The following is a 17,001-nucleotide window of genomic DNA, read 5'->3' on the forward strand; positions in this document are numbered from 1 at the left end:
AAGCGCTACCCATCCTACACGCTCACACCTTGCTCAATGCCTGCGCGATGTCGGCGATCAGATCGGAGGGATGTTCGATTCCGATCGAGAGCCGGATCGTCGTGTCGAGCACGCCGATCTTCTTCCTGATATCGGCCGGCACGCCGGAATGCGTCATCGTCGCCGGCAGGCTCGCCAGCGACTCGGTGCCGCCCAGGCTCACCGCGAGCTTGAATATCTGCAAGCTGTTGAGGAATTTCTCCGCCGCCTGTTGCCCGCCGACGATGTCGAACGAGAAAGTCGAGCCGGCGCCGCTGCTCTGGCTCGCGAACACTCGCCCCGCCGGCGACGCCGGATCGTGATGGCCGAGATAATGCACCTGCGCCACCTTGGGATGGTCGCGCAGATAGTCGGCGACGATGTGCGCATTGCGATCGGCCTTTTCCATGCGCAGGCTGAGCGTTTCCAGCGAACGGCTGATCATCCAGCAGGAATGCGGATCAAGCTGGGTGCCGATCGCGCCGCGCAGCGCCTTGACGTCCTTCATCAGCTTCTTCGAGCCGAGCGCCGCGCCGGCGATCAGATCGGAGTGGCCGCCGACATATTTGGTCAGCGAATACAGCGAAAGGTCGGCGCCGTGTTCGATCGGCCGCTGAAACACCGGCCCGAGCAGGGTGTTGTCGCAGGCGATGATCGGGGTGAAGCCCTGCGCCTTGCCGATCGCGTCGGCGACGCGCCTGACAAGCGCGATATCGACCTGGCCGTTGGTCGGATTGGCCGGCGTCTCGATGAAGATCATCGCGACGCGGCCCTTCTTCATCGCCTCGTCGGCGGCGGCGCGGACGACGCGCTCGTCGAGGCCGTCGGCAAAGCCCACGGCTTGAATCGAGAACCCCGCCAGCGTCCTGGTGAACAGCGTCTCCGTGCCGCCATAGAGCGGCTGCGAATGCAGGATCACGTCGCCGGGCCGCGCGAAGGCCAGCACCGTGGTCGAGATCGCCGACATGCCGGATGAGAACAGCGCGCAACTCTCGGTGCGCTCATAGATCGCAAGCCTGTCCTCGACGATCTCGCTGTTCGGATGATTGAAGCGCGAATAGACCAGCCCGGCTCCCATGCCTTCCGGAGGCTCGCGCCGGCCCGCGACGAAATCGAAGAAATCCTTGCCGTCCTCGGCAGTCCTGAACACGAAGGTCGAGGTCAGGAACACCGGCGGCTTGACGGCGCCCTCCGACAGCTGCGGATCGTAGCCGTAGTTGAGCATCTGGGTTTCTGGATGCAGCAGATGGTTGCCGATGTGGGTTCTGGATGGAAACGGTTTTGTCATGGCCGGTCTCCTGGTCACGGGCCGCCGCGCTGGCGGCGATTCCCGGAATGATGCGACCAGCATACCCCAGCTTCATGCCATCAAGCCAAAGCACGGCATCAGACAGTTCTGGATAACGAACGGCCGGCGAGCGCCTTGCACCGCCGGCCGTTGCGGATTTCCCGCTGCAGTGAATATGCGGCTACCAGCTGCGATCCACGTTGCGCACCTCGCCGGTACGCGCATCGACATCGACCTGCATCCAACGGCCGAGCCTGTCACGGCCCTCGACCTCCCACTCGTCGCCGAGGAACTGGGTGTTGGACACCGTCACGACGCCGATACTTGTCGCAACGTCGAGGGCGGCCTCCATCGAGATCTGGCTGCCGGAATCATAGGCCATCGCCGGCGTCGCTGCGCCGATCGCCAAGGCCGCAATTGCGGGAATAATCAAGCTTCGCATCAGTCACTCCTCATGGAACGGGATGTCATGTCGCATCAAACGAGCAGCGCACCGGATCAGTTCCAGGAACAGCAACGACGGAACGGCGTGAAACTTCGGCAGTTGCGGCAATTCGGTGGCAGTTCCAGTTTCATCGATGCACGCCGCGCGGCTTGCGCGCGCTCTTCTTCCACATCCGGAATCCACCCTCGAATGCATTGGCGTTGTCGCCGAACCTCACCTTGGGCGGCGGGTTGTCGACCTTGTCGGCATTGCCGCCGCCGAGCACGATGTAATCGGGCTCCAGCGCCGCCGACAGCCGCGCGATGACGTCGTCGACACTTTTGCGCCATTTCTTCCGGCCGCGCCGCTCGAGGCCGGCAGCGCCGACATAGTCCTCGAACGTCCCGTCCTTGCGATAGGGCAAATGCCCAAGCTCCATCGGCTCGCACACGCCCTCCACGATCATCGCCGAGCCAAGCCCCGTGCCGAGGCCGAGAAACAGCATCCGTCCGCCCTGATAGCTGCCGATCGCCTGCATCATCGCGTCGTTGACGACCTTGACCGGCCGGCCGAACGCGCCGTGAAAATCGAAGCCGGCCCAGCCGCGGCCGAGATTGTGCGGCTCCGTCAGCGGTCGGTCGTGAACCACCGGTCCGGGATAGCCGATCGAGATCACATCATAGGACCAGTCCCTGGTCAGCGCCTTGACCTGCCGCACCATCTCGGTGGCGGACAATGCTGGACCCGACTCGAATTCGCGCTTGATGCGCTCCTTGTCGGTCATGACCTTCACATGCGTGCCGCCGATGTCGATCGCCAGCACCGTCCGCCGCGACGCGGGCCTTGCCCTTTTCTTGTTGGTCTTCCTGCTTGTCTTGTTGGCCATCAATGCACTTTCTCTTGCGCGCACCGAGTGGAGCAGAGAAACGCATCGTACGCCACCACCCGTTCTGCATCTGACTCCAATTTGTTCGCGAAGAACGAATCGGAATCGATAAAATCGGTGCGGCTCAAGCATTAACAGGACGTATGCATCCGCAGCATCTGAGGAGCCGATGTTGTACCGGGATGGGAAAATTGCTCCCGGCACGGAATATCTCCGCGCATTTCGAGTGCATTGCCTTCGATTGCCTCAGCGATCAAGCGACGCCTCGCATCACAATCACGTTCCCCATCCGACTCCAGTTTGTTCGCGGGGAACGAATCGGAATCGAAAAATCAGCACGAAGCGATTCTTAACAAGGCGTTTCTGCTGCCCGGCGTTCACATTCTCAATGTCGAGCAGGCGGATCGATTCAACAATGAGGTCGCGCGCTTCTTGCAAGGCGCCCCCCTAACCGTTCTTCATCCGACTCCATTTTGTTCGCAAAGAACGAATCGGAATCGGACAAATCAGCGCGAAGCAAATCTTAACAACACGTTTGCGATTTCGGTGCCGGTCTACTTTGTAGGGCGACCAGCCGAAGGCGTAATCCGCCGTCCACGCAACAAAGATGGCGGGTTACGCGGAGCCTGTCATACCCGGATCCCGGCGAGCATCGCCTCGCGCTTGCCGGGCTCCATCTGCGTGAGGTCCCATGGTCGCTTCAGGCGAGACGTACCAGTCGTTCGAGATGTAGGCATCATCGCCGGAGACGATCAGCAGGAAACGCCTTGTGCCGTCGGCGAGTTCGACCAGCGGGTTCTTCGCGGTGAGATGAGTCTGCCAGGTCACGCGATCCTCGCGCCGCGCGATCACGAACGGCACATGCGACGCCCGCGGGCCGCGCGCATCGGCGGCGACGATGGCGCCGAAGCCGCGCGCTGCGGCAAAGGCCAGCGCGCGGTCGTCCTCGATGCGAAACTGGGGACGGAGGATGTGCATGGCGGCGGCGCTCGCGGCTGGAGGGAGACGGCCCAGCGAAGCCAGCGCAACTTTTGCCGGAGATCACCGCCATGCACCGTCCGGCTCAACAGATCATGGCATTGTCGCCGTGATCGCAGACGCCGCCAGGCTGGTCCCGGGGCAACGTTTCGAACTCGCCGTAGCGCGGCACGGCCATGCGCGGCGGTCCGCCGCCCCAGCGGCCGGCTGCCGCGGCATGTCCTTTTGCCAGCGCAGATGGGCCAGCCGGGACTTCGCGCGCCATGGCGGATGTCGTCAGCATGCCGAGAGCGAGCAAGCCCGCCGCGACGTGTTTGATCGTGGTCATCGAGCGTCTCCTGCCGGATTCAACAGGATCGGACCTTCTCGCCGGCCTGCTGAAGCGTTTTCGCTAAAGCCATGACGCGCGATGCGCCCCGATTATTCCGCGCCCACACAGCGAATTTGCGCGTTCTGCGGCTCGGTTCGACACATTCGATTGATCGGAGCGTGAGCGCCGGGACCTAAGGTTCGAGCGGCCGCACTCCGCTGTCGTCCCGGCGAAGGCCGGCGCGTTGGCAATCGCCTCGGCACGCCATCAGCCTCATCAAGGATATCGAGGCGCTTCGTGGAGATGTCGCTTCCGACGTAACGAAGAGCTATGATCACGGTGCCTGTCCCGGTGAGGCGAGGTCTGTTGGCGCAGCCTCGTGCACCTTGTTGCGCGACATGGGAACGACGAGTCCCGTTCGCAACGCCGGCTGCGGCGTATGGGTTCCGGCCTTCGCCGGGACGACGAATGGAGATAGATCCGCGCTCCAACTCCATGGCCGTCATTGCCGCGATACCGATCCGCCGTTGAACTCGCGGCGACTCGCGGGTTACGCTGCCGCCAATCGCGCCCTCTCGCTGGAAGGACCACCATGAACGGCAATCGATATTATGGCGTACGCGTCGAAGGTGCGAAATACGGCGTGGGATTCGGCTCGGCGCTGGCGATCGCGATCTCCTACACCAAGAACCATTCGATCCTGTGGGCGATCATCCACGGTATCCTGGGCTGGCTCTACGTGATCTACGCGGCGCTGTTCGGGTGATGCGAACAAGATGACCGTCATCTCGATCCAGTCACAGGTCGCCTGGGGCCATGTCGGCAACAGCGCGGCCGCCTTTCCGATCCAGCTGCACGGCATTGACGTCGTCGCGGTGCCGACCACGCTGCTCAGCAACCGGCCGGGCTATCCGACGATCCGCGGCCGCGTGCTCGACGTCCAGCTGGTCGCCGACCTCTTGCGCGGCATCGAGGAGCGCGGCGCGGTCGAAAGCGCCCGCATAATCCTGTCGGGCTATCTCGGCTCGGCCGACATCGCGATCGAGGTCGCCGACTTCGCCGCCCGCGCGAAAGCGGAGAACCCCACCCTGCTCTATTGCTGCGATCCCGTGCTCGGCGACCGCGACCGCGGCATGTTCGTGCGAGCCGATATCCCGCCGCTGGTGCGCGACCAGCTTTGTCCACTGGCCGACATCATCACGCCCAACCATTTCGAGTTCGAATTCCTCTGCGGCGCACGCGTGGCGACGATCGATGACGTCATCGCGCAAGCGAGCGCGCTGACGGCGCGGGGCCCTGCGACCGTCGTCATCACCAGCGCCGAGCTTGCCGGCACGCCCGACGGCGAAATCGAGACGCTGGCGATCGAGCGCACCCAATCGGGCAAGATTTGCGCCTGGCGCGTGCGTACCCCGCGCGTGCCGATCAGCCCGTCCGGCACCGGCGACCTGTTCGCCGCGCTGTTCATCGCCGGCCGCGCGCGTGGCCTGGCGACGCCGGAGGCGCTCAGCCACGCCGCCTCCGGCATCCACGGCGTGCTGGTGCGCACCGCGGAGCACGGGACCGAGGAAATGCGCATTGTCGAGAGCGCCAATGTGATGCTTGATCCGAAGCCGCGCTTCGCGGCGGTCGCCATCCCCGCATCCTGACATCCGGGACATTACTCATGATCGACATCACCACCCTCCTCACCTACGCCGCTGTCGTGCTCGGCCTGTTCCTGATCCCTGGGCCGGCCGTGCTGCTTGTGCTCGCGCGATCGATCACCGGCGGACCACGCGTCGGCGTCGCGACCGGGTTCGGCATCGCGCTCGGAGACCTCGTCCACACCGCGATGGCGACGTTCGGTCTGTCGGCCGTGCTGATGACCTCGGCGCTGGCGTTCTCGATCGTCAAATATGCCGGCGTGATCTACCTGATCGTGCTCGGCGTGCGCGCCTTGTTCGAGAAAAACCACGACCTGCATCTGCCGACGGCACAGCCGGTCGATCCGCGGCGTGCGTTCCGGCAGGCGATCTGGGCGGAAATGCTCAACCCGAAGACCGCGCTGTTCTTCCTCGCCTTCCTGCCGCAGTTCGTGCATCCCGGCCACGGCTCGGCCGTGGCGCAGTTCGCGACCCTCGGCCTGATGTTCGTCGCGATGAGCGCGGCCTACACCTCGCTGCTCGCGCTCGCCGCCGGCCAGATCAGCCCGTGGATCCGGCAGCATCGCCGCATAGGCCAGTGGCAGGGCCGCGTGGTCGGCACCATCTACATCGCGCTCGGCATCCGCCTCGCGTTTCAGGAGCGCTGATGTCGCCGCTCAAGCCACAAGCCAGCTACGACGACTTCGCCCGCCTCGACATCAGGATCGGCAAGGTGCTCGAGGTGCAGCCGTTTCCACGCGCCCGCAATCCCTCCTACAAGGTCGGCGTCGATGTCGGCGCCGGGCGGATCATGTGGTCGAGCGCGCAGATCACGAATTATGAGGCGGCGGCGCTCGTCGGCTCGCTGGTGGTGTGCATCTGCAATCTCGGGCCGAAGAACATCGCCGGCTTCACCTCTGAACTGCTGATCCTGGGCGCGAAGAGCGCCGGCGGCCAGGTGATCGTGCTCGGCCCGCGGAGCGAGGTGGCAGTCGGCGAGCCGATCTACTGACTTCGCCCCGATCACGGCCGCGTGATTCAAATCCTCTGGATTCCCCGTAGTTTACCGATGGGGGATCACCCGGATTCTAACTGCCCGCGCGCGCTGCTATGCCAGCACACGAGAATCGCTTCGGCATGGGAATCGGAAGATGTCTGCAGTTTACTTTCACTGCTCCGACGACAAGCACGTCATCATGGATCGTATCGGCGCCGCGATGGATTTTTCGGAGGTGCGGGTGCACGCGGAGCAGCTGGCGCGCAGCTTTGTCATGACACCGAGTGTGGAAGACTGGCGCAACTGGGCGGTCCACGTCACCGACGATATCGGTACCGAGATCTTCGAGCTGCCGTTCACCGCCATCCTCGGCGAATTGCACTGAGGCGTGCCATGAATCCGATGGAACTCGCCCTGCAGCCCTTGCGGCGGCGCGTCGCCCGCCTCGTTGCGCGCTGCGTCGCGCTGATCGAGGGTGTCGTCAACCCCTATCGCCCCGAACTGTACTACATGCGCGGGCCGGGTCCGAAATGCCGCGCCAGGCGTCAGGCGATCCTGCGCGACTAGTCCAAGGGCTTGAGCGACGAGAAAAGGCCGATGGGCGTTACGCCACCGGCCTTCTCCTGCGAGTGCCGGTTCCCGGAGTCCGGTTCCGCCGCAATTCCACTTGCTCCCAAGCTTGCGACGACAGTTTTAATCAAATCTTAACGGCATGGCGGTGAGCTGGGTGGCAGAACTCCTTCGCCGTGCAGCGCAGCTTCATCGTTCATCGTGCCTGATACGCTGCACATCGTTTTTGCGCCGATCGCTCGACGATTGTGCGCGATGCATCTTAGGGAATGCACGACTCAGTGTTACCCTGTGATGCAAACCGAAACGGAGAACTTCGGAATGCCGTACTACACCTTCGATCTCGTGGTGGGGGACGAGTTCCGCAATCAAGGAACGATCATCCTCGAAAACATCAACCTCGCTTCCGATCGCGCCGATCAGCTCGCCAACGAGCTGTCGCAGGTCAAGCCGGAGTTGAAGGCGCGCGGCTGCGCCGTGCGCGTCACCGACATCGACCGGCGCGAGCTCTACCGGACGCCGCTCGATCCTGTGCCGCGGTGGCGCAGGGCCGGCTAGCAGGGCCGGCTAGCACCGGCAGGCTTCGGAGTCTGTTGACCGCGCCGGTCGGCGCGCGGTCCTGGCCTTGCTGCGCATAGCGGCTGAGGTCGCCGCCTCAACAAGACCAGTCGGCGGCGCGCGGCCGATCACTTCTTCATGTTCAACCGGCCAATGAAGTCACGTTTGCCGAGCGGCGCGCCCTTGTGGCGGAGGATGTCGTAGGCGGTGGTCGAGTGGAAGAAGAAGTTCGGCAGCGAGAACGACATCAGGAATCCCTCGGCCGTGAACGGCATCGACCGGTCGCCGACCCTGAACGTCACTTCGCGCCCGACCAGCACATTCACGGCGTCCCGCGTCAGCGCCGACAATTCGCTGTGCGCATCCTTCACCAGCGCCTGCAGCGCGGCGAAGTCCAAATCGGGCTTGCCGGACGGCGGGACAAACACGCCGTTCCTGGCGGCTTCCATCGCGCCGCGGGAGTGATGGGCGAGCGAGACCACCTGGAAGCGGAACGGCAACATGTCCGGAAACAACCGGGTCTCGACGATCTCGGCCGGATCGATGCCGTTGTCCTTGAAGTGCGCAAGGCTCTTGTCGAGAAAGCCCGAGACGGCGCCGAGGATCTGCAGATAGTTGGCAACGGTCGCGTCGTAGAGTGAAAAGGTCATGGCGAATTCCCCCTAACAGAATTTGTCTGCTGCTTGCGGGAACAGAGTTCCCGGAATTTCCCGAGAAGGCAAGCAGAACAGGGAATTCGCAAGTCGATGAGTCCAGCGCGCCGCGCCGGATCACCCGATCAGGTGTTGCGGCTTCCGCCGTCAGCTCTGGTGCGGCCCGCGCATCATCTTCAGCGCGTCCTCGATATGACGCCAGTCGCGGGCGTCTTCGGTCTCACCCTTGCGCTCGCAGGCCACCGCGTTCTGCGCGGCCTGGGCGATCGCCTCGGGACCGTGCCTCAGCAGCATCTGCCGCGCGATGGTGTGGATCTGCATCTCGGCTATCATGACGCTCTCCTCGGCTGTCGACTGCTGACATCAAAAACCGCCGAAAGCCGTGTCTGGTTCCAGCCGCTCAGCCGGGCACTGCACAATCAGCGGTTCCCACGTGCCGCGGCGGCGGTTACAGAGAGACGAATTCCGTCGCTGCCCTGACTTGGCTGAGCCATGGCCCAGAACATCTATGACGATCCCACCTTCTTCGCCGGCTACAGCCAGCTACCGCGGCAGGTTCGCGGGCTGCGCGGGGCGCCCGAATGGCCCGCGATCCGCGCCATGCTGCCCGACATTTCAGGCAAGCGCGTGGTCGATCTCGGCTGCGGCTTCGGCTGGGTGTCGCGCTGGATGCGCGAGCAAGGCGCCTCGGGCGTGCTCGGCGTCGACCTGTCGCAGAACATGATCGCGCGCGCCACGGCGATGACGCAGGATCCGGCCGTCACTTACGAAATCGCCGACCTCGAGACGCTGGAGCTGCCGAAGGCCACCTTCGATCTCGCCTACAGCGCGCTCACCTTCCATTACATCAGGGACTTCGATCGGCTGGCGCGCATGCTCTATCGCACGCTGGTCCCGGAGGGACATCTGGTCTTCACCATCGAGCATCCGATCTACATGGCAGCCGCCCATCCCGACTGGGGACTGGACCAGAACGGCCGCAAGACCTGGCCGGTCAACCGCTACTTCATCGAGGGCGAACGCCGGACGGATTGGTACGTCAACGGCGTGCTGAAATATCATCGCACCATCGGCACCACGCTGAACGCGCTGATTGGCGCCGGCTTCACGCTTCGCCATGTCGAGGAATTCTCCCCGACGCGGGAGCAGATCAAGGCGATGCCGGAACTCGCCGACGAACTGGAGCGACCGATGATGCTGCTGGTGTCGGCGCAGCGCTAGCACTATGCCGCGAGCAGCTTGTCGAATTCCTCCGGCGGGTATGATTTTCCGTCCTTGTCGGTGATCACCACCTGCCATCCCTCGCTCGCCCAGACCTTGGCCTTGGCGATGATGATGAAGGTGCTCTCCCGCTCGATCCTGACCGTTTCGTTCTCGCGTTCTGCGATCATCTTGTAGGCCAACGCTTGTCCCTCGCCGACGTCATCCATTCGGCGGTGTGTTGGCAGCGGCGTTGGGCCGCAATTCGCCGGCAGCATGACAATTTGATGGAAGCACAGGCGCCGGATAGCGCACAGCGCAACGTACGGTCGCGGCTAGCTCAACTTACCCATCAAGGTCGGCATATCGAGCGCGTGCTTGGCGCACTCGGCGCGCAAAGAAGAAAACCCGCCTCGGTGGGACGCCAAGGCGGGGCAGAAGTTCATTGGGTAGAAATCCACGCGCCTTGAAAAGGCGAGCGCGAGGAAGTAGCGGCGACAATTCTATTTGCGGCTAGCGTTCGGACAACAGGATTAAAGCGCGCGCAGAGCCGGGACTTTTTCCCGATCCACCCGGCAAAATTCCCGAACCCGGCTTGCGGCGCGGCTCACTGCACCACGTCGAGCCTGACATTCGCGACGCCCTTGCCGATCATGCCGAGCGACTGTGCGGCAGAATACGAGACATCGACGATGCGCCCGGGAACGTAAGGCCCGCGGTCATTGACACGCACCGTGACCGAGCGACCGGTCTTGACGTCGGTGACGCGCAGCTTGGTGCCGAACGGCAGTGTCGGATGCGCGGCGGTCAGTTCGTGCGCGTTGAATTTCTCGCCGCTCGCGGTCTCCTGCTCGTCGCTGTAGAAGCTCGCGACGCCCTGCGATGCAATCCTGGTGCTGCCGCTTTTGCGTGCGGCGTAAGGCGTGTGCTTGCGCGCGGTTGCGACATGTGCGCGCGGCGCCGATGACGCAGCCCGGACCGGCTCGGCCGATGCCGACCGGCTCGCGAGCGCCTGCGAACGCTGGCTGACGACCGAGGACTGCGCACAGGCAGCAAGTGACGCAGCGCCGATCACGACGGCGAACAGCCGCAACGGCTTTGGGGCATGCGAAAACAGGATCGGAGGCGCAGCGCCGCGCGCGCTGCGGTTGACGCCGACGTAAGAGATGACTGCATCGTCGCGTGACATGTTGCACCCCCAACTTGCGCCCCCAGCCCAAGCCGAAAATCCAACACCCGCATCGCCGAATCCAATCGGGGCGGAACGGAGGCGGAGCGCGGCCAGACGCACCACAGACAGCCCGATTTCCCCTCCGGTGTGGTGGATGCGCCACACAACCGTGGAGATTCACCCGGCAATGCGATCCCCGAGCATCCCCGGGCGCGCCGGTCGGCGCCCGCTCCCTCGGCTCCCGGTTTTGTTCCCGAAACTCCCCAACCTCTCCACCCTCTCGCCTTGCTTTGGTCAAACCGGACTGGAGTCGTGGGGACAGGGCCAGGGGTGGACCAGAGGGTCAATACAGAGCTCAAATTGCCGGCCGCCCATTTGCGGTTGACCTTGGACTGAAACGGGGACCGCCATGCAATCGACACTGAAAGACGCAGATCCGCACGACATTTTCGCGATCGAACCTAGCTTCGCACCGGCACGCCCGGACAGCGCCACTGCGCCGGCACCTGCCGGCAAGGCAGGGCCGCGCGAGCCATGGTTCGGCCCGAGCCTCGCGCCCTCTGCCGCGCCACAGGTCGCGCCCGCCGCCACGATCGCCTCGGTGCCACCGGTGACGCCGATACCAGTGTCGGCGCCGCCGGCCACGCCGGAATACAGCACTGCGAGCCATGACGGCAGGCTGGACGACATCAGGCTGGAGCGCGCGCCGCGTCCGACCAGCAAATGGGCGATCCGCGCCTTCTGGTTCATGTTCGCGATCGTCGGCGCCATGGGCACCGCGGCGTGGCAACACTACGGGCATCGCGTCAAGCAAATGGTGGCGGAGTACGTGCCGCAGGTCGAGGCGCTGACGTCGCTGCTGCCGGGCAAGGCTACTCCCGCTGCCGATCAGGCGAGCCCGCCCGTGCAGGCGGCTGCCGCGGATCAGCCGGCTGAGGCTGCTCCGGCGGCTCCGCCGCAGGACGTCGCCACAGCCGCGCCCGCTCCTGCTGCTGCACCCGCTGCCGCAGCGGCGCCGGTTGCAGCTGCCGCCCCGGCCGCAGCAGCCGCAACCGCACCTGACCAAACGCAATTGCTGCAGTCGATGGCGCGCGATCTCGCGTCGATGGGACAGCAGATCGAGCAGCTCAAGACCAGCATCGATCAGCTAAAGGCGAGCCAGGATCAGTTGACGCAGCGGGTCGCACGGACCACCGAGACGAGGGCCGTCGAACCGCGGCCGGTTGCGCCGCGCCCGCGCGCCGCGATCGCACCGCCGCCTGCGGCGCCACGGGCGGCTGCCGCTCCACCGCCGGTGCGCCGGTCGTACCCGCCGGCACAGGCCTACATCCCGCCGCCGCCGGCTGCATCATCAGCGGCCCCGCTGCCGGCGCCAGTCGCGGCCGCGCCGCAGACGGTAGCACCGCGGCCGGTTCAGCCGCAGCAGTCCTCTGTTGTCGATGCCGATGATGACGGCCCCGTGGTTCGACCGCCGATGCCGCTGCGCTGACGACCAGCTGACGGACGGGTGAAAGAAAAGGGGCGCCGATCGCGATGACACGCGATCGGCGCCCCTACATCTCTATAGGCGAATTACGCGCTCTGTCCCGGCGGCAGCACGACCACGGTCGCGCCCGGCTTGACGTGCTGGTAGAGGTCGATCACGTCCGCGTTGTTCATGCGGATGCAGCCCGACGAGATCGCCTGCCCGATATATTCGGGCTGGTTGGTGCCGTGGATGCGGTACAGCGTGTCCTTGTTTCCCTGGTAGAGGTAGATGCCGCGGGCACCGAGCGGATTGGCCGGTCCACCGGCGACACGCTTCGGATACGGCCCCAGCCGCTCCTGAATATCCTGGGTCGGGACCCAATCGGGCCACTCCGCCAGACGGCCGACCGTGGCCACGCCGGAGAACGCCATCGCCTCCTCGCCGACGGCGACGCCGTAGCGGATCGCCTTGCCGCCGGGCAACACGTAATAGAGGTAGCGCGCGTCGGTATCGACCAGGATCGAGCCCGGCTGCTCCTTGCGCGTGTAATCGACAATGTGGCGCTGGAACTGATCCGGAATTTTGGCCTCCGCATAAGGCGGATGCGCCAGCAATTGCCGATCGCGCGGCGTCATCGCGGCATCCGTCACCGGCGACAGCGTCGCCTGCATGCAGCCGCCAAGCGCAAGCGAACCCACCAGCACCGCAGCAAGCCCCAACTTCGACACGATCATTCTCCCCTGCGTCAACTTGTGGCACTTGCTGCCGAAATCGTGCTGAAATCGTGGCAGCTCGAACTGGAACACGGCTGTTTGATCGGTTCCTTCGGCAAGTGTGTCCTTACGGTTGCAGTCGGTTGCCGCGGACGCTAGCCTTGCCACAAAATGGCTAAAACACCGGGAGGAATTCGATGCGTTACGCCCTGCTGATCGGCGGCCTGATCGTCGCGGCTAACCCGGCCCATGCCGACCCGCGAGCGGCCTATGTCACGATGGTGCTGCAGGCCTTTGCCGCCAAGGTCGAGTGCCCCGGCACCGATCTGGTCTATCAGGACCTCGTGCAGCGCGCACAGGACATGCACCTGCCCGACGGCACCACCGAACAGGTGCGCAAGGCGATCGCCTACATGCACACCGGCGGCAAAATGGGCGAGAAGCAGGCCGACGACCTGATGACCGAAGTCGCGATCGCGACCCAGACCACCGACCTCGACCAGCGCCGCATCGGCATGACGACCTGGTGCAGCGACCAGAAGGCGCGGCTCGCGGGCTACATCAGGAGCAAGGAGTAGAAGCGCTTTCGCGCGAAGCTGTCCCGCACGCAATGCGGCGAGCCCGATCGGAGCGAGATCGTCAGCCCGACCAAGACCTGCGCTCAGCAAGACCTGCGCTCAGTATGGTGGCGCCTTGCGCGCCCGCTGCGCCTTGGCGGCTTCGATCCACCAGGTGAAGTCGTCGGCAAAGCGTGGGAAGGCGCGTTCGAGAGACTTGCCGCCCTCGCCGATCGGCTTGCCTTCGGCCGAGAGAGTTTGCGCGATCGGCCCCGCGCTGATCGTGCTCGACACCACCACCATGCCCATCTCCGACAGCGTGCCGTGCCAGGCGGTCGCAGCCCGCGCACCGGCGAACCGCCCCGCCGAATAGCTTGCGATCGCCGCCGGACGCCAGAACCATTCCTCGAGGAAATGATCGGTCAGGTTCTTCAGGCCGGGCTGAATGCCCCAATTGTATTCGCCTGTGACGAACAGGAAGCCGTCGGCGTCACGGATCTTTCCGGCGAGCGTCTCAAGCGCGGCCGGCGCCTGGCCCTTCGGATGTTCCTTGTACATCCGGTCGAGCATCGGCAGGCCGACCTCCTTGGCGTCGATCAATTCGACATCGTCGCCGCGCGCGCGAAAGCCGTCGACGACGAAATGCGCCAGGCGGATGCCCATGCGATCCGAACGATAGGAGCCGTAGAAAACGAGAATGCGGTGGGTCATGGCGCGATCCTACCACGGCGCAGCGACTGCCGTCCCGCGACCTTGGCGCGCTGACCCGGCGCCGCCCGGCGCCGCAGACGTTAACCGCCATACGCGGGGTATTTTCCCGGCGGTTAAGCAATTGGTCGCAGGCTCGCCGCGATGGCCAAAAATCGCCAGATTTGTTTTCTGGATATGTCGTCGCTTCGAGAAAGGAGACCCCGACATGCCGATCGCAAGGCTGGTTTTTGCAGGTTCGCTCGCGGCCATCGCCGCCATTGCCACACCGGCGCTCGGCAAGGGTGCCGAGCGGCAGAAGGCCGACGAGAAGTCCGCCACCGCCACCCCGAGCGGCTGCCAGGCCTACCAGCAGGCCCCTGACGGCACCTGGAACCAGCTTCCCTGCGGGGAAGCGGGCTCCAATGGCTCAACCCAACACCGCGCCACGACCAAGAGAGCGGACGACGACGAGCACTGACCGTCGCGCCGTCCGGTGTCGTCTTGCGAAAGCAAGGACCCTATAACCACCGAAGGTGATGATCGCACGACGCGGGGGGCACAGCGCTCTCCAACAACACGCCCCTGTGGTTATGGGTCTCTGTTCGCAGGAACGACAATCGGGATGCCGGCCGCGCCACCCACGGCTCCCGTATCATAAACCCAAGCTTAATGCGCGCCCGGTACGGTTGAGGCCCCTCCTCTTCCGTCAAGAAATGGCGCGCATCTCATGAAAATCGGTACTCTCCTGACGGCCGCGATCGTCTCGTTGTCCGCGGTCGGCGGCGGCCTGGCGGCCTATGTCGCGGTGACCAAGTACCAGACCATGGACAAGGTCTCGACCGCGCAGAGCCGGCTCGAGATCGTCCGCGCCGTCGGCGACATCCCGCGCTACATGAACCCCGAGCGCGGCTACGCTACCAACCTGCTGCTTGGCGGGGCCACGATCGATCCGAAGCAGGTCGCAGAACTCGACCGTCAGCGCCACCTGACCGACGGCGCGCTGGCCAAGGTCAACCAGGTGCGCGCCACCCTGCCGGGATCGCTCGACGACGGCGAGGCCGTCGCGCGCGAGATCGACTCGCTGAAGGCGAAGTTTGGCGGACTGCGCGACGCCATTGCGGCTGCGATCGCCGGACCGGCCGATGCGCGCCGCGCGGCGGCCGGCAAGATCGTCGCCGACAATTCCGTGTTCAATGCCGGGGTCACCGCGCTGCTCGACGAGCAGGTGCGCCGCCTCGCCGGCCTCGACGGCAATGCCTATCGCCAGGCCAGCTACGCCAACGTCGCCTGGACGCTGCGCGACATCGGCGGCCTCAACGCCAGCCTGCACAAGGCGCTGGTCGGCGCCAAGCGCGTTGCGACCGATCAGGAGAAGATGGAGCTCTATCGCTCGACCGGCCGCACCGAGCAGATCCTCTCGACGTTGCTGGAGCTGCGCAACAATCCGGCGACGCCGGCGAACGTCATGACCGCGCTCGGCAAGATGCAGGCCGACTATGTCGAGCGGTTCGGCAAGGCGCTGAAGTTCGCCAAGGAAGGCGCAGTAACCGGCAAGTATGAGCAGGATCTCGACGCCTACTATCCGGAGTCCCAGGTCGGCCTCGCCGCCATCATCACCGTGCGCGAAGCGTTCTACGAGAATGCCGAGCAAGTGCTAGCGAACGCCTATTCGTCGGCGCGCCTCAGCTTCGTGATTGCCCTGATCGGGCTGCTCGCGGTCATCGCCGTCAGCGCCGGCCTTATCGTCGTGGTCCGCCGCCGAATCCTGAGCCCGATTGCCGCCCTCACCGGCCGGATGTCGCGCCTTGCCGCGGGCGACGTCGCCGAGGCGATCCCGGGCGCCGCACGCAACGACGAGATCGGGGCGATGGCCGCCGCCGTGCAGGTGTTCAGGGACAACAGGATCGAAGCCGATCGCCTCGCGTCCGAGAAGGAAGCCGAGAGCGACGTCAAGATGCGCCGCGCCCGCGTGCTCGACGATCTGACCCGCGCGTTCGAAGCCAAGGTCACCGAACTGGTCGGCGGACTGTCCGCGGCCTCATCGGTGATGGAGGACACCGCGCAATCGATGTCGGCCACCGCGGCCGCCACCAACCGCCAGGCCGCGGTCGTCGCCGCGGCGTCGGATCAGACCTCGACCAACGTGCAGACGGTGGCGAGCGCGACCGAGGAGCTGACCTCCTCGATCTCGGAGATCGCCCGCCAGGTCGCGACCTCGACAGAGATCGCCGCGCGCGCCGTCGATCATGCCCGGCGCACCGGCGACACCGCGCGCTCGCTGGCCGAGGGCGCCCAGAAGATCGGCGATGTCGTGACGCTGATCCAGAGCATCGCGGCGCAGACCAACCTGCTCGCGCTCAACGCCACCATCGAGGCGGCCCGCGCCGGCGAGGCTGGCCGCGGCTTTGCCGTCGTCGCCTCGGAGGTGAAGTCGCTGGCCGGCCAGACCGCGAAGGCGACCACGGAAATCTCCGAGCAGATCACCGCGATCCAGACCGCGAGCGACGAGACCGTGACCGCGATCCGCAGCGTCGTCGACGTCATCACCGAGATCGACCAGATCGGCACTGCGATTGCCGCCGCGATCGAGGAGCAGGGCTCGGCGACCAAGGAGATCTCGCGCAGCGTCCAGGAAGCCGCGCGCGGCACCCAGGAGGTCAACTCCAACATCTCCGGCGTGCAGCGCGCCGCCGACGACACCGGCGCGGCGGCAACCCAGGTGCTGGGCGCCGCCGAGCAGCTATCGACGCAGTCCAAGGACCTCGCCGGTCAGGTCAACCGCTTCCTGTCGGACGTGCGGGCGGCGTAGTCGCGGGGCCGCGCCGCTCGCGGAACGGCCACGGTTTTGTCCGCGTCATTGCGAGCGCAGCGAAGCAATCCATCATGCCGCAAGTG

Annotated in this window: 23 protein-coding genes and 1 pseudogene; 12 read left to right on the forward strand and 12 right to left on the reverse strand. The window is 65.2% G+C overall.

All coding sequences use genetic code 11. From position 1 onward, the window contains the following. Window positions 1-22: 22 nt before the first annotated feature. The 6 genes and pseudogenes from AKN83_RS02175 to AKN83_RS02195 all read right to left on the reverse strand — a co-directional run bounded on the left by AKN83_RS02175 (window position 23) and on the right by AKN83_RS02195 (window position 3,922). The gene (locus tag AKN83_RS02175; RefSeq protein ID WP_050401377.1) at window positions 23-1,306 is read right to left on the reverse strand and encodes a cystathionine gamma-synthase family protein; all 1,284 of its coding nucleotides are present in this window, start codon (window positions 1,304-1,306) and stop codon (window positions 23-25) included. Between the two features lie 181 nt (window positions 1,307-1,487). Then, window positions 1,488-1,748, reverse strand: a complete 261-nt coding sequence (locus tag AKN83_RS02180) for a PepSY domain-containing protein (RefSeq protein ID WP_050401378.1) — start codon at window positions 1,746-1,748, stop codon at window positions 1,488-1,490. 130 nt (window positions 1,749-1,878) lie between these two features. After that, window positions 1,879-2,616, reverse strand: coding sequence for an ROK family protein (locus tag AKN83_RS02185; RefSeq protein ID WP_050401379.1), 738 nt, complete (start codon window positions 2,614-2,616; stop codon window positions 1,879-1,881). 276 nt (window positions 2,617-2,892) lie between these two features. After that, window positions 2,893-3,054, reverse strand: a complete 162-nt coding sequence (locus tag AKN83_RS39380) for a hypothetical protein (RefSeq protein ID WP_157113170.1) — start codon at window positions 3,052-3,054, stop codon at window positions 2,893-2,895. Window positions 3,055-3,248: 194 nt separating this feature from the next. Beyond that, window positions 3,249-3,594 (reverse strand): annotated as a pseudogene (locus AKN83_RS02190) (FMN-binding negative transcriptional regulator); the annotation flags it as partial. Between the two features lie 85 nt (window positions 3,595-3,679). Beyond that, window positions 3,680-3,922, reverse strand: a complete 243-nt coding sequence (locus AKN83_RS02195) for a hypothetical protein (RefSeq protein WP_050401381.1) — start codon at window positions 3,920-3,922, stop codon at window positions 3,680-3,682. A 574-nt stretch (window positions 3,923-4,496) separates the two neighbouring features. Between AKN83_RS02195 and AKN83_RS40405 the strand changes: the two genes are divergently transcribed. The 7 genes from AKN83_RS40405 to AKN83_RS02220 all read left to right on the forward strand — a co-directional run bounded on the left by AKN83_RS40405 (window position 4,497) and on the right by AKN83_RS02220 (window position 7,654). Further along, window positions 4,497-4,670, forward strand: coding sequence for a hypothetical protein (locus AKN83_RS40405; RefSeq protein WP_016840760.1), 174 nt, complete (start codon window positions 4,497-4,499; stop codon window positions 4,668-4,670). Window positions 4,671-4,680: 10 nt separating this feature from the next. Next, window positions 4,681-5,553, forward strand: a complete 873-nt coding sequence (gene pdxY / locus AKN83_RS02200; RefSeq protein WP_050401382.1) for a pyridoxal kinase — start codon at window positions 4,681-4,683, stop codon at window positions 5,551-5,553. Window positions 5,554-5,570: 17 nt separating this feature from the next. Beyond that, entirely contained in the window at window positions 5,571-6,197 is a 627-nt protein-coding gene (locus AKN83_RS02205) for a LysE family translocator (protein WP_050401383.1), read from the forward strand. Beyond that, on the forward strand, window positions 6,197-6,541 hold the full coding sequence (locus AKN83_RS02210; RefSeq protein ID WP_050401384.1) for a tRNA-binding protein: 345 nt from the start codon (window positions 6,197-6,199) through the stop codon (window positions 6,539-6,541). The genes AKN83_RS02205 and AKN83_RS02210 overlap by 1 nt, the downstream gene beginning before the upstream one ends. A 139-nt stretch (window positions 6,542-6,680) precedes the next feature. Continuing rightward, window positions 6,681-6,911, forward strand: coding sequence for a DUF6894 family protein (locus tag AKN83_RS02215; RefSeq protein WP_050401385.1), 231 nt, complete (start codon window positions 6,681-6,683; stop codon window positions 6,909-6,911). 8 nt (window positions 6,912-6,919) lie between these two features. Continuing rightward, complete coding sequence (locus AKN83_RS40410) at window positions 6,920-7,093, forward strand: hypothetical protein (RefSeq protein ID WP_172803468.1); 174 nt, start codon at window positions 6,920-6,922, stop codon at window positions 7,091-7,093. 324 nt (window positions 7,094-7,417) lie between these two features. Then, window positions 7,418-7,654: a hypothetical protein gene (locus tag AKN83_RS02220; protein ID WP_050401458.1), complete on the forward strand. Its 237-nt coding sequence runs from the start codon at window positions 7,418-7,420 to the stop codon at window positions 7,652-7,654. A 128-nt stretch (window positions 7,655-7,782) separates the two neighbouring features. On the opposite strand, the gene AKN83_RS02225 is transcribed toward AKN83_RS02220, so the two are convergent. Beyond that, window positions 7,783-8,304 (reverse strand): DUF1993 domain-containing protein, encoded by a 522-nt coding sequence (locus AKN83_RS02225; protein WP_050401386.1) that lies wholly within the window; start codon window positions 8,302-8,304, stop codon window positions 7,783-7,785. 150 nt (window positions 8,305-8,454) lie between these two features. After that, window positions 8,455-8,640 carry a hypothetical protein gene (locus AKN83_RS02230; protein ID WP_083991883.1) on the reverse strand — a complete coding sequence of 62 codons (186 nt, stop codon included), beginning with the start codon at window positions 8,638-8,640 and terminating at the stop codon, window positions 8,455-8,457. A 159-nt stretch (window positions 8,641-8,799) separates the two neighbouring features. Here AKN83_RS02230 and AKN83_RS02235 point away from each other — a divergent pair, with 159 nt between their 5' ends. Continuing rightward, entirely contained in the window at window positions 8,800-9,528 is a 729-nt protein-coding gene (locus tag AKN83_RS02235) for a class I SAM-dependent methyltransferase (RefSeq protein ID WP_050401387.1), read from the forward strand. A gap of 2 nt (window positions 9,529-9,530) precedes the next feature. On the opposite strand, the gene AKN83_RS02240 is transcribed toward AKN83_RS02235, so the two are convergent. Together AKN83_RS02240 and AKN83_RS02245 are read right to left on the reverse strand one after the other, a co-directional pair. Further along, a complete protein-coding gene (locus AKN83_RS02240) occupies window positions 9,531-9,737 on the reverse strand; it encodes a hypothetical protein (RefSeq protein WP_050401388.1) in 207 nt (68 codons plus the stop codon). A gap of 377 nt (window positions 9,738-10,114) precedes the next feature. After that, on the reverse strand, window positions 10,115-10,696 hold the full coding sequence (locus AKN83_RS02245) for a septal ring lytic transglycosylase RlpA family protein (protein ID WP_083991884.1): 582 nt from the start codon (window positions 10,694-10,696) through the stop codon (window positions 10,115-10,117). Between the two features lie 391 nt (window positions 10,697-11,087). Between AKN83_RS02245 and AKN83_RS02250 the strand changes: the two genes are divergently transcribed. Continuing rightward, on the forward strand, window positions 11,088-12,167 hold the full coding sequence (locus tag AKN83_RS02250) for a hypothetical protein (protein WP_063695154.1): 1,080 nt from the start codon (window positions 11,088-11,090) through the stop codon (window positions 12,165-12,167). An 83-nt stretch (window positions 12,168-12,250) separates the two neighbouring features. On the opposite strand, the gene AKN83_RS02255 is transcribed toward AKN83_RS02250, so the two are convergent. Further along, window positions 12,251-12,880, reverse strand: a complete 630-nt coding sequence (locus tag AKN83_RS02255) for a L,D-transpeptidase (protein ID WP_244521864.1) — start codon at window positions 12,878-12,880, stop codon at window positions 12,251-12,253. 176 nt (window positions 12,881-13,056) lie between these two features. On the opposite strand from AKN83_RS02255, the gene AKN83_RS02260 reads away from it, so the two are divergent. After that, window positions 13,057-13,437, forward strand: coding sequence for a hypothetical protein (locus AKN83_RS02260; protein WP_050401390.1), 381 nt, complete (start codon window positions 13,057-13,059; stop codon window positions 13,435-13,437). 99 nt (window positions 13,438-13,536) lie between these two features. Here AKN83_RS02260 and AKN83_RS02265 read toward each other — a convergent pair whose 3' ends face one another. Continuing rightward, complete coding sequence (locus tag AKN83_RS02265; RefSeq protein WP_050401391.1) at window positions 13,537-14,127, reverse strand: NADPH-dependent FMN reductase; 591 nt, start codon at window positions 14,125-14,127, stop codon at window positions 13,537-13,539. Window positions 14,128-14,332: 205 nt separating this feature from the next. On the opposite strand from AKN83_RS02265, the gene AKN83_RS02270 reads away from it, so the two are divergent. Together AKN83_RS02270 and AKN83_RS02275 are read left to right on the forward strand one after the other, a co-directional pair. Further along, the gene (locus tag AKN83_RS02270) at window positions 14,333-14,584 is read left to right on the forward strand and encodes a hypothetical protein (RefSeq protein ID WP_050401392.1); all 252 of its coding nucleotides are present in this window, start codon (window positions 14,333-14,335) and stop codon (window positions 14,582-14,584) included. A gap of 249 nt (window positions 14,585-14,833) precedes the next feature. Beyond that, window positions 14,834-16,915 carry a methyl-accepting chemotaxis protein gene (locus AKN83_RS02275; RefSeq protein ID WP_050401393.1) on the forward strand — a complete coding sequence of 694 codons (2,082 nt, stop codon included), beginning with the start codon at window positions 14,834-14,836 and terminating at the stop codon, window positions 16,913-16,915. Window positions 16,916-17,001 lie beyond the last annotated feature (86 nt).

The sequence above is a fragment of the Bradyrhizobium embrapense genome, assembly GCF_001189235.2.
Classification (GTDB): domain Bacteria; phylum Pseudomonadota; class Alphaproteobacteria; order Rhizobiales; family Xanthobacteraceae; genus Bradyrhizobium; species Bradyrhizobium embrapense.

What these genes read in the sequence shown, in the direction of transcription:
- AKN83_RS02175 (WP_050401377.1), bottom strand. Translation starts at nt 1,306, where the DNA reads ATGACAAAACCGTTTCCATCCAGAACCCACATCGGCAACCATCTGCTG.
- AKN83_RS02180 (WP_050401378.1), bottom strand. Translation starts at nt 1,748, where the DNA reads ATGCGAAGCTTGATTATTCCCGCAATTGCGGCCTTGGCGATCGGCGCA.
- AKN83_RS02185 (WP_050401379.1), bottom strand. Translation starts at nt 2,616, where the DNA reads ATGGCCAACAAGACAAGCAGGAAGACCAACAAGAAAAGGGCAAGGCCC.
- AKN83_RS02195 (WP_050401381.1), bottom strand. Translation starts at nt 3,922, where the DNA reads ATGACCACGATCAAACACGTCGCGGCGGGCTTGCTCGCTCTCGGCATG.
- AKN83_RS40405 (WP_016840760.1), top strand. Translation starts at nt 4,497, where the DNA reads ATGAACGGCAATCGATATTATGGCGTACGCGTCGAAGGTGCGAAATAC.
- pdxY (WP_050401382.1), top strand. Translation starts at nt 4,681, where the DNA reads ATGACCGTCATCTCGATCCAGTCACAGGTCGCCTGGGGCCATGTCGGC.
- AKN83_RS02205 (WP_050401383.1), top strand. Translation starts at nt 5,571, where the DNA reads ATGATCGACATCACCACCCTCCTCACCTACGCCGCTGTCGTGCTCGGC.
- AKN83_RS02210 (WP_050401384.1), top strand. Translation starts at nt 6,197, where the DNA reads ATGTCGCCGCTCAAGCCACAAGCCAGCTACGACGACTTCGCCCGCCTC.
- AKN83_RS02215 (WP_050401385.1), top strand. Translation starts at nt 6,681, where the DNA reads ATGTCTGCAGTTTACTTTCACTGCTCCGACGACAAGCACGTCATCATG.
- AKN83_RS40410 (WP_172803468.1), top strand. Translation starts at nt 6,920, where the DNA reads ATGAATCCGATGGAACTCGCCCTGCAGCCCTTGCGGCGGCGCGTCGCC.
- AKN83_RS02220 (WP_050401458.1), top strand. Translation starts at nt 7,418, where the DNA reads ATGCCGTACTACACCTTCGATCTCGTGGTGGGGGACGAGTTCCGCAAT.
- AKN83_RS02225 (WP_050401386.1), bottom strand. Translation starts at nt 8,304, where the DNA reads ATGACCTTTTCACTCTACGACGCGACCGTTGCCAACTATCTGCAGATC.
- AKN83_RS02230 (WP_083991883.1), bottom strand. Translation starts at nt 8,640, where the DNA reads ATGATAGCCGAGATGCAGATCCACACCATCGCGCGGCAGATGCTGCTG.
- AKN83_RS02235 (WP_050401387.1), top strand. Translation starts at nt 8,800, where the DNA reads ATGGCCCAGAACATCTATGACGATCCCACCTTCTTCGCCGGCTACAGC.
- AKN83_RS02240 (WP_050401388.1), bottom strand. Translation starts at nt 9,737, where the DNA reads ATGGATGACGTCGGCGAGGGACAAGCGTTGGCCTACAAGATGATCGCA.
- AKN83_RS02245 (WP_083991884.1), bottom strand. Translation starts at nt 10,696, where the DNA reads ATGTCACGCGACGATGCAGTCATCTCTTACGTCGGCGTCAACCGCAGC.
- AKN83_RS02250 (WP_063695154.1), top strand. Translation starts at nt 11,088, where the DNA reads ATGCAATCGACACTGAAAGACGCAGATCCGCACGACATTTTCGCGATC.
- AKN83_RS02255 (WP_244521864.1), bottom strand. Translation starts at nt 12,880, where the DNA reads ATGATCGTGTCGAAGTTGGGGCTTGCTGCGGTGCTGGTGGGTTCGCTT.
- AKN83_RS02260 (WP_050401390.1), top strand. Translation starts at nt 13,057, where the DNA reads ATGCGTTACGCCCTGCTGATCGGCGGCCTGATCGTCGCGGCTAACCCG.
- AKN83_RS02265 (WP_050401391.1), bottom strand. Translation starts at nt 14,127, where the DNA reads ATGACCCACCGCATTCTCGTTTTCTACGGCTCCTATCGTTCGGATCGC.
- AKN83_RS02270 (WP_050401392.1), top strand. Translation starts at nt 14,333, where the DNA reads ATGCCGATCGCAAGGCTGGTTTTTGCAGGTTCGCTCGCGGCCATCGCC.
- AKN83_RS02275 (WP_050401393.1), top strand. Translation starts at nt 14,834, where the DNA reads ATGAAAATCGGTACTCTCCTGACGGCCGCGATCGTCTCGTTGTCCGCG.